Consider the following 15429-nt stretch of genomic DNA (forward strand, 5'->3'; position numbering starts at 1 on the left):
TCGTGAGCGGTCGTGGTGTCGAGCGTGTTTTGGATATGATCGAGTGGTTTGCGGCTTCACCGGAGGGCGCGAGCCTTTCAGAGATCGCGGCTGCACTTGCCATGCCCAAGTCGAGCGCGCTTCTCATGCTGCAATCGCTGGCCGAGCGCGGCTACATACACCGACTGGGCAGCGGTGAGTACCAACTCATCAGGCTCCCGGGTGAGATCTCTGCAGACGGTCCAAACTACGGGGCGCTGATTGCGCTTGTGTCACCTTATCTCTTGAATGCCGTCCAAGAGACGGGGGAGAGCGGGTTCATCGCCGTGCTGGAAGGTCCATCGATCCGCTATCTCAACAAAGTGCTACCCAAGCGAGAGATCCTTTACGATCGCGACATCGTGCCGACGCGTCCAGCACACAAGGTTGCGAGCGGCGTCGTTCTCTTGGCATCGGGCAGCGATGCGGATGTGGAAGCCTATGCGGAAGCGTCGTCCCTGTCCGAGGATGAGCAGTCGAAACTTCAAGAAGCCATCGCCAGTGCGCGCGCATCAGGTTTTTACGTCAATGAGATGGGTGTCGTTGAAGGTGCTGCCGGTGCTGCAGCGCCGATCATTGCTGCAAATGGCAAAGCCATCGCTGCTTTCAATATATCTGGCCCGCAAGGGCGCTTCATTCAAAATTCCGACCGCATCAGTCACGTGGTCAGGGAAACTGCAGTCGCGATTACCGAGGAGTTGGCGCGCCGCAGTCGTCGTTTATCCAAAGGGAGGTAAGGAATGAAATTTGTAACATTTTCGGCCGTGGCCGGGCTTTTGGCCGGCATTGCCGGTTTCGCGCAGGCTCAGGATGCCCCAGCCGGTTATCCCGCTGATTACTCGAAGATCATCGAAGGCTCGCGCTCCGAAAAGGGCCTGATGATCTATTCCAACATGGCCGACAACAACTGGCAGCCGCTCATCAAGGGCTTTAACGCAAAGTATCCTTGGGTGAAGATCGAGACTGTCGATCTGGGGTCAGGCACTGTCCATTCGCGCTGGGAAGCCGAAAAAGGCTCGAGCGCCCGCACCGCCGACGTGCTGGTCTCTGGCGCCAACGACCGCTGGGCATCCTACGGCAAAGACGGCCTGATGGAGGATTACAAGAGCCCCGAGATCGCCAAGCTCCCGGAATTCGCCTACCCCTATCCCGGCGTGAATGTGCTTTCCACCGATCCGCTGGTCATCACGTACAATGCCGCTCTTCTGCCGGAAGATCAGCGCCCGAAAGGTTTCGCCTCACTGGTTGAAGACGCCGTTGCCGATCCGGATACGTTCAAGGAAAAGATTACCACCTACGATGCGGCCCGCAACAGCTTCGGCCTTACCGCATGGTGGGCCTATATGGACAAGAAAGGTGAAGCCGGCTGGGCCGGACTTCGCAAGATCGGTCCGATGATCCGCGGCGAAACCTCGGGCGGTCCGATGAACGAGAAGATCGCCACCGGCGAATATCTCATGGGCATTGCCGTTTCCGGCATCACCATCTTCCCGCGCCTCGAACAGCCGGGTGGCGAAATCCTCGGCTTTGCCTTTCCAGACGACGGCACGATCATGATGCTGCGCGGCATGGGTATTCCGAAGGGCGCGGCTAATCCGAACTCAGCAAAACTCTTCGTCGATTATGCGCTGAGCCAGGATGGCCAGACTCAGGTCGGCAAGGGCGGTCTTGTGCCTTATCGCGAGGACGTTCCAGAGGACCAGGTTCGCTACACGTTTCAGAAGATAAGCGAAATCGTCGGCAAGGATAATGTGATCACGGCCGGTTTCGACCAGCGCTTGATTACGGAAGCCGGTCCCTTCGTCGCAAAGTGGAACGCTGCGATCGCCGGCAAGTAAGCCGAGCCAAAGGGCCGACTGGTCGTCGGCCCTTCCATCAACCCTGACAGGAAATATCGATGACGGATATCAGCCACCCCGGCACGGCCGGACGGGGGATAGACCGATCGCGTGCGATCTACTGGGGCGTTGCGGCGCTGACGACGATCCTCGTATTCGGTCCGATCACCCCGATTGTCTTCCAGGCCTTCCTCGACAAGCCGCTCTACGACGATACGGCTGTCATGACGGTCGGCAATTTCAGCCGCCTGTTTAGCGAACCGGGCATAGCCGCCGTCTTCTTCAACACCCTTTATTTCGGTGCGTTGACGATGGTCGTCGCGCAGGTCTTCGGTGCTGTCATGGCGGTGCTCGTCGGTCGTACCAACCTGCCGGGTCGCAAGTGGCTGGGCGAGATCTTTATCTGGCCGCTGTTCGTCTCGAACCTCGTCATCGCCTTCGGCTGGTTCACCATGTACGGACCGTCAGGCTTCATGACGCTGGCGGCGAAAACCTATCTCGGCGGTGCGCCTTGGAATCTCTACAGTGTCACTGGCATGGGTATCGTCGCAGGTCTCAGCCAGGCGCCGCTCACCTATCTCATGTGTCTTGCCGCCGTCACAAAGGCCGACCCGCTGCTCGAAGATGCGGCGCGCTCGACCGGAGCTGGTCCCTTCCGAGCCCTGTTTTCGGTCACCATCCCAATGATCCGTCCCGCGATCATCTATTCGGCCGTGCTGAACTTCGTCGTTGGCATCGAGATGTTGGCCATCCCGCTGCTGTTCGGCGGTCCGTCTGGAATTCAGACGGTCACGACCTTTCTCTATAACGCCGGCATCAACGCTGCGGTACGGCCAGAATACGGAATTGTGGGCGCGGCTGCCGTCATCCTACTGGTCGTCGTTGCCTTGCTTGTCTGGTTACAGGGCTTTCTGATGAAAGGCGCTGGCCGCTTCGTCACCGTGCGCGGCAAGGCAAGCCGTCCCTCGACGCTCGATCTCGGTGCCTGGCGCTGGCCGGCGTTCCTGTTCGTCTTCGCATTCGCATTCCTGACGATCATTTCAATCTTCGGAGGCATTTTTCTGCGCTCGGCGGTGAGCTTCCTCACACCGCTCATACCAGTCTGGAAGGTGATGACGACCGCCAATTTCGAGCAGGTTCTTGGCTCGGCCACCTACGTGCGCTCGATCGTCAATTCCGTTCTGGTCGCGACGATCGGTGCTGCGATCGGCACATTCTTCATTCTGGTCATCGCGTTGGTCGCCCGCCGGTCGGATTTCAAGCATAGCCGGGCGCTAGAATATATCGCGCTCTTCCCGCGCGCGCTTCCCGGCATCATCGCTGGCCTCGGGTTCTTCTACGCAGTTATCTGGCTGCCCGGAGCAGACGTCATCCGCGGCACGATCGCGGTGCTGATCCTTGCTTTCATGATCCGCTATATTCCGGTCGGCTTTGGTGCCATCGCGCCGGCGCTTGCTCAGGTCGGTGAGGAACTCGACCGCGGCGCGCGCATTTCCGGCGCCGACTGGTGGACGACCGTGACACGCATCATTGTGCCGATCCTCAAGCCCGCGCTGTTCAGCTGCTATGCGTTGCTGTTCATCCACTTCTTCAAGGAATACGTGACGGCGGCCTTCCTCTATCAACCGGGGTCCGAAATCATCGGCACCACCATGCTGCAGCTTGTCGCTCAAGGTGACAACGGCCCGGTCTCCGCCCTCGCAACCATACAAGTCGTCATTACCGCCGCGTTCGTGATCATCGCTCGCCGCGTCATGGGAGCCAAAATCTATGGCTGATCTCGTCCTTCAGAACCTGACCATCAAGTACGGCGCCGTCACGGCTGTCGACAACCTCAACATCCATGTTCAATCCGGAGAGTTTCTGACGTTGCTCGGGCCGTCCGGCTGCGGCAAGTCGACCTCGCTGTTCGCGGTCGCCGGTCTCAACCATGCTACGTCAGGAACGATCCGCATCGGCGACCGAATCCTGTTCGATGGCAACGCCAAAAACACGGTGCCGCCGGAGAAGCGCAATATTGGTCTGGTATTCCAGTCCTACGCACTGTGGCCACACAAGACCGTGGCCGAGAACCTCGCTTTTCCTCTGACGCTCCGAAAGATTGGAAGAGCCGAGCGTGACGAGCGCATCCGGGAATCGCTCGGCCTCGTGGAAATGCTTCCCTATGCGGACCGCTTTCCGTTCGAACTTTCCGGTGGCCAGCAGCAGCGCGTCGCACTTGCTCGAGCCCTCGTCTACCGCCCGCCGCTTCTGCTCCTCGACGAGCCGCTTTCCAACCTCGATGCCAAACTGCGCGAGCGTGCCCGCGTCTGGCTCCGAGAGCTGCAGGAACGATTGAAGGTCACCACCATCTACGTCACCCACGACCAGGCAGAGGCACTGGCCGTTTCCGACCGGATTGCGGTGATGAGCATGGGACGGATGCGCCAGCTCGGCACGCCGCGCGAAATCTACGAGCGACCAGCCGACAGCTTTGTCGCGGACTTTATTGGCTCGTCTAACTTTTTCGACGGAACGATGGTCGAGAACGGTGCCGACAAAGCCCGCATCCGCTTGGCCGATGGCAGCGAGCTCGTCACGCCCCCCGGTGCCGCAGGCAAGGACGGTTCCGTCGTCGTTGCCATCCGCCCTGAAAAGATCGAGCTCACGAACGAGACTGGCCCGAACACGATGCGGGTGTCGATCGATCAGCGGACCTATCTCGGCTCGGTCTGGCAATATGCAGTCCGGTCGGGCCCGATCGAGTTCCGGGTTCAGACGCCTTCAGAGCTGAAGCAGGATTCGATCCTCGTGCGCATTCCTCAGGAACATTGCGCCGTCTTCCCCGACAAGCCCGGCGCGAATTGAGGTTTTCATGGCAGAGACGAAAACAACCGTCCGGTTTCAGCCGGAACAAAAGGGCCCGCTGCACGGTATCCGGGTCATTGACCTCAGCCGCGTGGTTGCCGGAAACATGCTGTCGCTGCAGCTCGGCGATTTCGGCGCCGACGTCGTCAAGGTGGAGCCGCCACAGGGTGATGCGCTGCGCGAATGGCGCGACCATGGCCATTCGCTTCACTGGAAAACCTATGGCCGAAACAAGCGCTCGATCGCGCTCAACCTGCGGCAGCCGCAGGCGCTGAGAACCCTGAAGAAGCTGCTGGAAACGGCGGATGTTTTCATCGAAAACTTTCGGCCGGGCACGCTGGAGGAAATGGGGCTTTCGCCGCAAAGCCTCCTGGAAATCAACCCGGGGCTTATCATCGTGCGGATCTCGGGCTTTGGCCAGACCGGCCCCTATGCCAAGCTGCCCGGCTTCGGCACGTTGGTCGAGGCGATGAGCGGCTTTGCCTCGCGCACCGGTTTTCCGGATCGCGAACCGGTACTGCCACCTCTGGCGCTGGCGGACATGATCTCAGGACTGACGGGTGCCAATGCCGTAATGATGGCGCTGTTTGCCCGCGAACGCGGTGACGCCGAGGGTCAGGTGATCGATCTTTCCCTGCTGGAGCCGATCTTCGCCTCGCTTGGGCCGGAAGCATCGATCTATAGCGTCACTGGCAAGGTCAAGCAGCGCTCCGGCTCAGGCTCCAATACGGTCTCACCGCGCAACGTCTATCTGTGCAGCGACGGCAAATATGTGGCGCTTTCGGGATCGACCCAGGTCATCGCGATGCGGATTTTCGACATTGTCGGCCGCCCGGAGATGAAGGACGATCCGCGGTTTTCGACCAATGTCGAACGTGTCCGCCATCGTGAGCTGGTGGATGAAGCACTCGGCGCGTGGTTCGTCACCCGCACCCGCGACGATGCGTTGAAAGCCATGCGTGCCGCTGGCGCAACCGTTGGTCCGGTCTATGACATTGCCGATATCAGCACAGACCCGCATTTTGCCGAGCGAGAAATCGTCGTGGATGTGGAAGATGCCGATCTCGGCAGCATTCCGCAACACAACATTTTTCCGCGCTTCTCGACGACTCCAGGGGGCTTTCGTCATCCGGCACCGGGCATCGGAGAACAGACCGAAGAAATCCTTGCCGAGATCGGCATGACCTTGGCTGACCTGGAGGACAAGGCATGATCTCGTCACTCCTCTACGTACCGGGCAACGCGCCCCGTTTTCTGGAAAAGGCCGGTCAGCGCGGGGCCGATGCCGTTATCGTCGATCTTGAAGATGCCTTACCCGAGGCAGCCAAGACCGAAGCCCGAGATGGATTGGCGAGATGGGTACCGGCGATCAAGAAGGCCGGCGGCCGGGTGTTCGTGCGCGTCAACCACTCCGAGCGGCTGATCGAGGACGCGATCGCCGCGACGCAAGCCGGTGCCGACGGACTTTACGTCCCGAAGGTCTGCAGCCCCGATGTTCTCGTCCGTTTGGCGAAGAGCCTCGAAAACCACGAAAAGGATCGCTCGCCGATCGCCTTCGTGCCGCTGATAGAGGACATGCAGGGCCTGTTCGAGGTTCGGTCCATTGCCAAGGGGCCGCGCGTCATGGCCCTTGCCTGCGGCGGCGAGGATCTTGCGACCGCCATGGATGCGAAGCCGACGCCGGAGGTGCTGCGTTATCCCAAGCTCATGATCCATTACGCGGCCAAGGAGGCCGGCGTGCTGTCTCTCGGGCTTCTCAGAACCATCGCGGATTTCGCCGACAAGGAGGCCCTTCGCGCCGCCGTACTGGAGGCGCGTGACTTCGGTTTTGACGGGGCAAGCTGCATTCACCCTTCCGTCGTTCCTATCCTCAACGAAGGTTTCGCGCCAAGTCCGCAGGAGGTCGCCTGGGCGCTGAAAGTCGTTGCCGCTAACGAGAGAGAGGCGACCGCTGGACGAGGCGCCTTCATGCTGGACGGCAAGTTTATCGACGCGCCGATCGTCACGCGCGCCGAAAATCTAATTCGCAAATCGCAGAAAGGAAGCGCTAGCTGATGATCCATGACATCATCCAAGGGGTCGAGCACGGCATGCGTGGCCGACGCATCCTTGTGAGCCACAACCAGATCGCTGAAAAGGCGATCAGACTGTTGAATGCGCATGATATCGACGTGTTCTTCTCGCCACCCTACGATCCGTCCGATGTGGTGGCCAAGCGCGCCGCCGATCTCAAGATTGACGGACTGATGGTGCGCCAAGGCCGCATCGACGAAGCGGTGATTTCCGCTTCTCCCAATCTCAAGGTCATCGCCAAGCATGGCGTCGGTGTCGACAATGTCGATATCGCCGCAGCCGCCAAGCTCGGCATCCCCGTGCTTCGGGCGATGGGCTCGAATTCGCGTGCCGTCGCCGAGCACACGATCGCGCTGGTGCTCAGTCTGATCAAGGAAATACTGCCGCTCGATCGCGCCGTGAAAAGCGGTGAATGGCCGAAGCCGACATTTATCGGCAAGGATTTCCTAGGCGCCACAATAGGTCTTGTCGGTTACGGCGGGATCGGTCGCGAGACGGCACGCATGGCCGAATCTCTTGGCATGGAAGTCGTGGTCTATGACCCCTTCGCGCCGGACGCAGCAGAAGCCGATGGTTTCGCAACTTCAGACGATATCGACGCCATGCTGCCGGCGCTCGACATTCTCAGCATTCACTGCCCGCTGACCGCGGCAACACGCGATCTGATCGACGCGAGGAGGCTCGCGATGATGAAGAATTCCGCGGTTGTGGTGAACACCGCACGCGGCGGTATTGTCAACGAAGCGGCACTTGCAGAGGCTCTCGGCGCTGGGACTGTCGCAGGGGCAGCTCTCGACAGTTTCGCCACCGAGCCGCCGGCGGCCGACAACCCGCTTTGGGCCTTCAACACGCTGATTGCAACGCCACACATTGGCGGTGTCACATACGGCTCCGCCGATGCGATGGCAATCATCGCCGCGCATCACATTATCAGCGTTCTCGACGGCAATGCGCCGGACGAACGCTCGATTGCACGTCCAACCGAACTCTCTGCCTGAGGTATTCATGACGTACGGATTTCGCATCAAACTGAACTGGAATCGCATCGAGCCGGCTCTTGTCCAGTCCTTCCGAAGCCTTCCCGTTGCCAATGTAAGCGATTCTATGTCGCGCATCTGTGCGCTCGGCACAGGAATGCGGCCGATGCATAAGTCGGGCAACCTTGTAGGTCCGGCGCTGACCGTCCGGACCCGGCCGGGTGACAACCTGATGCTGCACAAGGCAATCGACATGGCTCAGCCAGGCGACGTAATCGTCGTTGATGCTGCCGCGGATTTGGCCAATTCGTTGATGGGCGAGCTGATGCTTGCCCATGCCATCCGGCGCGGCGTGGCCGGCTTCGTGCTGAACGGCGCCATCCGCGACGCCGAAGCCTTTTTGGAACGGAACATTCCAACTTTCGCCGTCGGCGTGACCCATCGAGGCCCCTATCGCACCGGCCCTGGAGAAATCGGTCTTCCGATTGCGATCAACGGCACCGTCATCGAACCGGGCGACCTAATCCTTGGCGATCTCGACGGCGTCGTCAGCGTGCCGAAGGTCGATGCGCATGATATTTTGACGGCCACGATCAAGAAGCACGACGCCGAAACCAAGCAGATGGCCGAGACCGAAGCTGGTACAGTCAACCGCGACTGGGTTGACAAGGTACTGAAGGAAGCCGGCTGCGAGTATATCGAGTGATGTGACGGAGCCATGGAGACAAGCGTCTCTCACTGTCACTTCGTCCATCGCAGCCAAGATGACCCGAGCACGCGGCTGGGGTGTCTTGGCGGTTGCAGATCAACCTAAAGATGTCATGACAGCTGGAAGCTTCTTTTCACCAACCAGCATGGATCAGCCTAATACAAAAAGCCGCCGAAAGGATTTCTTCGGCGGCTTTTCCGGTTCACTCTCTGCCTCTGTTTTCGGCCGTCAGCCGGGGGATGCCGTGAAGCTTATGCCACGCGTCTGGAGAAGGACGAGGTCACTCGGGTCATCAACCGGTTCGAAGGAGCTGGAGAGTCGCCGGATTGATGCGAGTGGTGAATGCCACCTGCCACTGATCCTGTCTCGAACATACCAACGAGCTGGAAGAGCGTTTCGGCTTCTCTCGCGAGAGAATGGCTCGCTGCGGTGGATTCTTCCACCATAGCGGCATTCTGCTGCGTCCCCTGATCCATCAACGAGACGGCATGGTTGATTTCCTTGATACCCGTAGACTGTTCGCGTGAAGCTTCCACGATCGAGAGGACGTTCACGCTGATTGCCTTGACCTGATTGACGATCTGCCCAAGCGCCTCGCCCGTTTCGCCGACAAGGGAAACGCCGCTTTTGACATGTTCACCGGAATTGGCGATCAGGCTCTTGATGTCCTTGGCGGCGCTTGCGGACCGTTGCGCAAGTTCGCGAACTTCCTGCGCGACGACTGCAAAGCCCTTGCCGGCGTCACCTGCCCGGGCCGCTTCCACGCCCGCATTCAGTGCCAGAAGATTGGTCTGGAACGCGATTTCGTCGATGACGCCGATGATGGTGGAGATCTCGTTGGATGACGCTTCGATCGCATTCATTGCGTTGATTGCGTTCGTCACCACGAGGCCCGAGTGCTCGGCGTTCTTGCGCGTTTCACTGACTAGGCGACCTGCTTCTTCTGCGCGACGCGTCGTGTCGGCAACCGTGGTGGTGATCTGCTCAAGGGCTGCTGCGGTCTCCTCGACAGATGCTGCCTGCTGTTCGGTGCGCCTTGCCAGGTCGTCAGCCGCGGAGCGGATCTGGTTCGAACCGGCCGAGATCGCCTGCGCGTTGCCGCTGACGTCCACGATCGTATCTTCGAGACGCTCGATCGCACCGTTAAAGTCGACGCGGATCTTGTCGAGGCGTTCTGCAAACGCCTGGTCGAGCCGATGGTTCAGCTTGCCATTCGCCATGGCACCGAGGCCAACGGCGAGCGTATCGACTGCGAACTGCACTTCGGCTGCTTCTTCCGCCTGACGCTCGTGCTGCTCGAGGCGCTGACGTTCGGACATCGAACGGTTAGCCTGCGCTTCCGCTTCCATGCGCAAGGTGTCCTGCGCGTTCTGCTTGAAGACGGCAACAGACTTGACCATGTCGCCGATTTCGCTTCGATCGGCAATGGCATCGATTTCAGCCTCTGCGTTGCCGGCCGCGAGCTCACGCATCGTCTGCACGATCCGCGTGACGGGACGGGTGATGGAGCGGGTGACGATGGTCGCGAGAACAGCAACGACCGCCAGAACGCCCAGCGAGGTGAAGACCGAAATCAGGAAATTCCTGTGCTGAACCGCAGCCGAAGCGGACGCATAATCCATTAGCTCCAGACCGGTCTGGTCTTCCACTGTCTTCAGCGCGTTGATGCGGTTGGTCGAAGCCTTATACCAGTCTTCACCGGAAATTCCGCCCATCTGTCCGCCGAACGGAGCCTTCAGAGCGACGCTGCGCTGCTTCTCCACCAGCTGACCGGCATCACTCGCAAGGGCCGTCTGAAGCACCGCACGCTGCGGTGCGCCTGCATAGCTGTTGAAATCCGCAAAGTAGACGTTCTGCATGACGCCAAACTTCACGAACTGCTGATATCCTTCCGGCGAGAAACTACCGGCCGCGAATGCTGCAGTGCCGATCATGCGTTCCTGACCAGCGCGTTCCTTACCCTGCAGAAGAGCCGAGTAGGCAACAATCCGGTTTGAGATCGTGCTGTCGGTGGTGAGCGAACTCATGGATCCGATCAGTTTGATGAGGCTACCGATCGTATCCTCGAAATAGGACGCAATATCAGGCACGCCTGCCTTTAACGCCGTAACCTCGTCACGCATTGTCTTGAGCTGGTCGAGCTTGGCTTGGGCCGCGAGCGCAAGCTGCTGCAGTTCAGAGCCACCCGGAGCTTCGCTCGTCGTCAGGTTCAAGGCCTTGAAACTGGCAAGTGCTGTATCCGCTGCGAGACGCTGCTTCTCCAGGAGCGACCCGAACTCACCGAGGCCCTTGGCACCGACGAAACCAGCGGAAGCACCGCGCTCCTTCTGGATTTCATGGATGGCTGAGCCGATAACGGGCGCCATCGAAGAAATTTCGGCGACAGATTGCGCTTCCGAAGCCTGCTCAAGGCGCTTCATATTGTCCTGTACGACAGCAGCGATCAACGCAATGGTCGGGATCGCCGCTACAAGAACGACACGCGTCCTTATTTTCAAATTTCAAAAAAACCTCACGTAGGCCTCGATATCTTGCTGAATGAGCTGCAGGAAAACTGCCAAGGCTCAAAGGTAGGACGATACCGAACCTGATAGAGAAAACGTATTGAGGCTTGGTTACCGTGCCTAGAATCTCATCGATGACAATTGATATCAAAGGCAAATGCCCAAAATAGCGATTAGTCGATTGTAAGCTGGTATTTGCCGCCACCGGCATTCAGTACGTCACCATCGCTGATGTGCGGGACGTTGAACGGAACCAGCCACCGCTCGCGGTACCCGACAAGCGAGCCCGGTTATCGATCAGCAGTGTCATTCGATGGGTGTTATCGGGATACCCATACCCAGCTTGGTATCTATCGCCGGCGAAAACGAGGTCCAGTTTGGAAAAGGCATTTCAGGCCTCCGGCTCCGGCCTGATCGTTTGCTCTGCGCCATACGCCTGTCGCAGATCGTTCTGACCAGGCTGACGGTCGGTCGCCTGGTGCAGCAGCGTCGAGGTGTATCCCATTTCGCGCGTTCCCTCGATCAGAGTGATGTCAGCATTCCCCGGATTGTCCGAACGTTCGAACCAGTCGACAGGATGCTGCAGAAAACTCATCTCGAAGGCCCGGTTGGTGACACCATGGCCGACGATCACCACGTTGTCGTGGCCGTGTCGGGCCTCGTGCATGATCGTCTGCAGGAACAACCGCATGCGCTGTGCAACATCGGCGCGGCTTTCGCCATCCGGCGGCCGGGCGTAGAATTTACCGCTGTTGCTACGCAGTCTCGCCCACTTCTCGAATTCGTCGGGAAACTTTTGCTTCCGCTCGGCGTGGTCATAGATTTCAGTAAAGAGGCCGAAATCCTGCTCCCGCAACAGATAGTCCTCGCGCACCTTGCCAATGCGTTCGACAGGCAAGGCTTCAAGGAGCGCGTCCTTGCTTTGCCGTGTCCGCAGGAACGGTGAGTACCATACGCGCAGCTTTTGCACCCCCCGCCCGGTCAGGCCGGACATATAGGCCGCGATCACAGCCCCGGCTTCGGCGGCCTGGCGATGTCCCCATTGCGTCAGCGGTACGTTGTGATCGCCAAACTGGCTGTAAGCCCGTTCGTCGAGGTTACCGAGGGATTCGCCGTGGCGAACAAGAAAAACGCGCATCAGCCATCCCGCTGCGTAGGTTTAGATCCGACGGCTACCATGGGCGCGCGCCTGACGATCAGCAACCCAGTCGGCAATAGCAAAGCTTGCCTGTTATCCCTTGATGTCAGATCGGTAGCGACAACAAGTCGACTGAGCGAACAAGCATACGCCATATATTACATCTCGACCTGCGAAACGTGGTTGAGGGCGATCAGCCACCTTCCTTCGCGCTTGCGCATCAGCCGCGTGTTCACTCCCGTCTGATTTCCCGCTGGGCGGATCAGCTGGTAGTTGCTGATGAGCTGGGCTGCGTCGTCGCACAGAATTTCGATGCGGATATTGGAAAAGGTCAGCTGACCTTGCGAGCCCTCGGACCCTCCATAATCGCTGATGTAATGGTCGAGCGTCGCCTGCCAGTCCTTCTGGATTCGACCGCGGGAAACAAAAATTATATCCGGGTTGGCAAAGCCAGCCATGTAGCCCTGAAAGTTGCCGGTATTCCACGCTTGTTGCATGACGCCAATGACGTCGCGGATGGCCTGTTTTTCATCATCCTGCGTCATCATGAGCCTCCTTATTATCCAGCGGATCATTGTCCTGGATGGTCTTTACCTTCTGCTGCTGCCGTCTGACCAAAACCTCTTGCGCGGCCGAGACCAGGTGCCGCCTCAGCGCGTTTTCGGCGGCTTTCGCATCCTGCTCGAGAACCGCGTCAACGATTTGCTGATGCTCGTCACAAGATCGTTTCAGACGCCCCACGTCCTTCAGCTGGTATTTCCGGAAGGGTGCAAGCTTCAACCGCAGCGTTTGCGCCGCGCTGATCAGATCCCGGTTGTGGCAACCCTGAAACAGCAGGCTGTGAAACTCCGTGTTGACGGCGTTGTAGCCAACGTGGTCTCCATCCTGTGCGAGGCCGTTCATCTCACGATGCATGGCTTCCAGCTCAGCCCGTTCGCGCATTGTCATACGCTGGGACGACAGCCTGCCGCATGTCGCTTCAAGTTCCGCCATGGCCTCGAACATTTCGTCGATGCGCTCCGTGGAAATCTGGGTGACAATGACGCCCTTGAATGCTTCCCGCTCGGCCAGTCCCCGGCCGCACAGGATGCGAAGAGCCTCTCTAACCGGTGTTCGGGATACTTGGAACTGGACCGCGAGAGAGTTCTCGTCGAGCCTCGATCCAGCAGCAATTTCCCCGGTAATCACAGCTTCTTCCAGCTGGTCGGCGATAACATCGCTACGAGCTTTTTTTAGTGGCGTCCGTCCATCCAGCATAGGTTTCCTTCCCCACAAGGTCACACACCATCCTATCGCGACGAAAGTAAATTACACAACTGACTTGCCATGCGCCCGAATAATATACAAAGTGTCCACAGAGGACGGGATTGTATCCCAAAGGGACGTTGGAGGCAATTTGTGTAGAGATAGACAATGGTCCTGTCTCCGCTGCCGCCTTCACACGAGGAGTGAGTGAAGCAAATGACATTTACCACCCGACCGGAACTGCGCGGCACCTTTGGGGCAGTTTCGTCGACGCACTGGCTGGCTTCGACCGTTGGTATGTCTATTCTCGAAAAAGGGCACACGGCGTTCGATGCGGCCGTGGCAGCTGGTTTCGTTTTGCAGGTGGTGGAGCCGCACCTGAACGGCCCCGGCGGCGAAGTTCCCATTATCGTCACCCCAGCGGGCGCCGATGCTCCGGTTGTCATTTCCGGTCAGGGCCCATCTCCTGCGAAGGCGACCATTCAGTATTTCAAGGAACTTGGTCTGGACATCATTCCCGGGACAGGGCTTCTCGCAGCCTGTATCCCGGGCGCTTTTGGCGCGTGGCTGACGCTTTTGCGGGACTACGGACAGGCTGAACTCGAGGAGGTTCTTGCCCCGGCGATCTACTATGCAAGGACTGGTCACCCGCTGGTGCCGCGCATCGCAAACACGATCGCATCGATGCAGGAGCTGTTTCAGACGCACTGGCCAACATCGGCCGCCGTCTATCTGCCAGGCGGTGCCCTGCCCCAGTCGGGCAAGCTCTTTCGCAACCCGCACATTGCCGACATGTACCAACTGATCCTCGATCAGACGAAATCGGCCGGCAGCCGCGAGGCGCGGATCAATGCCGCACTAGATTTCTGGTATCGCGGACCGATTGCCGAGCAGATCGAGCAGTTCTGCGAAACGCAGGAAGTATGGGATGTCTCAGGCCGACGACACAAGGGCCTGATCACAGCGCAGGATATGGCAGACTATACGCCATCGATCGAGAAGCCGGTGTCGGTAACTTACGGCGATTGTGAAGTGTTCAAATGCGGACCTTGGTCTCAAGGGCCGGTCCTCTTGCAGATGTTGCAGATCCTCAAGGGAACCGACATCGCGGACCTTGACCCGATGGGCGCAGAGTTCGTGCATCTCGTTATTGAAACCGCAAAGCTTGCCATGTCCGATCGCGAGGCCTGGTACGGCGATAGCGTCGACGTGCCGATGGCGACACTCCTGTCTGCAGATTACGCCGACATCCGTCGCGCTCTGATTGGTCGCTCTGCATCTCTTGAGGTGCGTCCAGGCTCGCCTGACGGTCGCAACCCCAACCTGCCGCCCCTGCGCGCTGTGGGTACAATTATGCAGCCGGGGCTCGGCGGCGGCGAGCCGACGGTCGCGCGCGAGCAGCCGTTGCCCAATGACCGGCAGGGCGAACCGGCGCTGACCCGCGAGGGTGCTCAGCGCGGCGATACCGTGCAAGTCAGCACGATCGACCGATGGGGCAACATGGTTTCTGCCACGCCGTCCGGCGGGTGGTTCCAATCGAGCCCCGTCATTCCAGGTCTCGGCTTCAGCCTCACGACCCGCGGCCAGATGTTCTGGCTGGAGGAGGGTCTCAACTCGTCGCTGATGCCATCGACAAGACCCCGCACGACCTTAACGCCCACCACCGTCTTCCGCGATGGCAAGCCCTACATGGCGTTGGGAACTCCGGGCGGAGATCAGCAGGACCAGTGGCAGTTGATCATGCTGCTGCGCCACTTGCACAAGGGAATGAACCTGCAGGAGGCGATCGATGCTCCGTCATTCCATACCGATCACCTGCCGAGCTCCTTCTGGCCGCGAGAAATCAGCCTCGGTGCGGTGACGCTTGAATCGCGCTTCTCCAACACGGTCTGCGAGGATCTGGCAGCACGCGGACACAAGATCACAGTGGGCGACGCATGGTCGGAAGGGCGTCTGTCGGCAGTTGCCCGCGAAATGGACGGTGACGTGCAACTCGTAAAGGCCGGCGCCAATCCGCGGGGCGTACAGGGCTACGCCGTTGCACGATGAATGAGACTTTTCGAATAAGAGAGGGAATAGC

General features: G+C 59.4%; 13 protein-coding genes. 9 read left to right on the top strand and 4 right to left on the bottom strand.

Annotation, left to right across the window (positions count from 1 at the left end):
- Positions 1-2 precede the first annotated feature (2 nt).
- From IFT59_RS15445 to IFT59_RS15480, 8 genes are read left to right on the top strand one after another with little or no spacing between them, the layout of a single operon-like run.
- On the top strand, positions 3-755 hold the full coding sequence (locus tag IFT59_RS15445; protein ID WP_092665052.1) for an IclR family transcriptional regulator: 753 nt from the start codon (positions 3-5) through the stop codon (positions 753-755).
- Between the two features lie 3 nt (positions 756-758).
- Entirely contained in the window at positions 759-1856 is a 1098-nt protein-coding gene (locus IFT59_RS15450; RefSeq protein ID WP_192087421.1) for an ABC transporter substrate-binding protein, read from the top strand.
- Positions 1857-1915: 59 nt separating this feature from the next.
- Positions 1916-3634 (top strand): ABC transporter permease, encoded by a 1719-nt coding sequence (locus IFT59_RS15455; RefSeq protein ID WP_192087422.1) that lies wholly within the window; start codon positions 1916-1918, stop codon positions 3632-3634.
- On the top strand, positions 3627-4703 hold the full coding sequence (locus tag IFT59_RS15460) for an ABC transporter ATP-binding protein (protein ID WP_062576983.1): 1077 nt from the start codon (positions 3627-3629) through the stop codon (positions 4701-4703). Before IFT59_RS15455 ends, IFT59_RS15460 begins: the two co-directional genes overlap by 8 nt.
- A 7-nt stretch (positions 4704-4710) precedes the next feature.
- Positions 4711-5916, top strand: a complete 1206-nt coding sequence (locus IFT59_RS15465; protein ID WP_092665064.1) for a CaiB/BaiF CoA transferase family protein — start codon at positions 4711-4713, stop codon at positions 5914-5916.
- On the top strand, positions 5913-6758 hold the full coding sequence (locus tag IFT59_RS15470) for an HpcH/HpaI aldolase/citrate lyase family protein (RefSeq protein ID WP_062576987.1): 846 nt from the start codon (positions 5913-5915) through the stop codon (positions 6756-6758). Before IFT59_RS15465 ends, IFT59_RS15470 begins: the two co-directional genes overlap by 4 nt.
- Complete coding sequence (locus IFT59_RS15475) at positions 6758-7774, top strand: hydroxyacid dehydrogenase (RefSeq protein ID WP_249407607.1); 1017 nt, start codon at positions 6758-6760, stop codon at positions 7772-7774. Before IFT59_RS15470 ends, IFT59_RS15475 begins: the two co-directional genes overlap by 1 nt.
- A gap of 7 nt (positions 7775-7781) precedes the next feature.
- Positions 7782-8459 carry an RraA family protein gene (locus IFT59_RS15480; RefSeq protein WP_062576988.1) on the top strand — a complete coding sequence of 226 codons (678 nt, stop codon included), beginning with the start codon at positions 7782-7784 and terminating at the stop codon, positions 8457-8459.
- A gap of 254 nt (positions 8460-8713) precedes the next feature.
- On the opposite strand, the gene IFT59_RS23320 is transcribed toward IFT59_RS15480, so the two are convergent.
- From IFT59_RS23320 to IFT59_RS15500, 4 genes are all read right to left on the bottom strand, one after another.
- A complete protein-coding gene (locus IFT59_RS23320) occupies positions 8714-10882 on the bottom strand; it encodes a methyl-accepting chemotaxis protein (protein ID WP_274598280.1) in 2169 nt (722 codons plus the stop codon).
- Between the two features lie 475 nt (positions 10883-11357).
- A complete protein-coding gene (locus tag IFT59_RS15490) occupies positions 11358-12104 on the bottom strand; it encodes a histidine phosphatase family protein (RefSeq protein ID WP_192087423.1) in 747 nt (248 codons plus the stop codon).
- Between the two features lie 158 nt (positions 12105-12262).
- The gene (locus tag IFT59_RS15495; RefSeq protein WP_192087424.1) at positions 12263-12652 is read right to left on the bottom strand and encodes a YybH family protein; all 390 of its coding nucleotides are present in this window, start codon (positions 12650-12652) and stop codon (positions 12263-12265) included.
- Entirely contained in the window at positions 12636-13361 is a 726-nt protein-coding gene (locus tag IFT59_RS15500; RefSeq protein WP_062459260.1) for a GntR family transcriptional regulator, read from the bottom strand. Before IFT59_RS15500 ends, IFT59_RS15495 begins: the two co-directional genes overlap by 17 nt.
- Positions 13362-13565: 204 nt before the next feature.
- Between IFT59_RS15500 and IFT59_RS15505 the strand changes: the two genes are divergently transcribed.
- Positions 13566-15398, top strand: a complete 1833-nt coding sequence (locus IFT59_RS15505; protein WP_192087425.1) for a gamma-glutamyltransferase family protein — start codon at positions 13566-13568, stop codon at positions 15396-15398.
- Positions 15399-15429: the final 31 nt, after the last annotated feature.

Origin of the sequence: Rhizobium sp. CFBP 8752, from assembly GCF_014842035.1 — a bacterium.
Classification (GTDB): Bacteria; Pseudomonadota; Alphaproteobacteria; order Rhizobiales; family Rhizobiaceae; genus Neorhizobium; species Neorhizobium soli.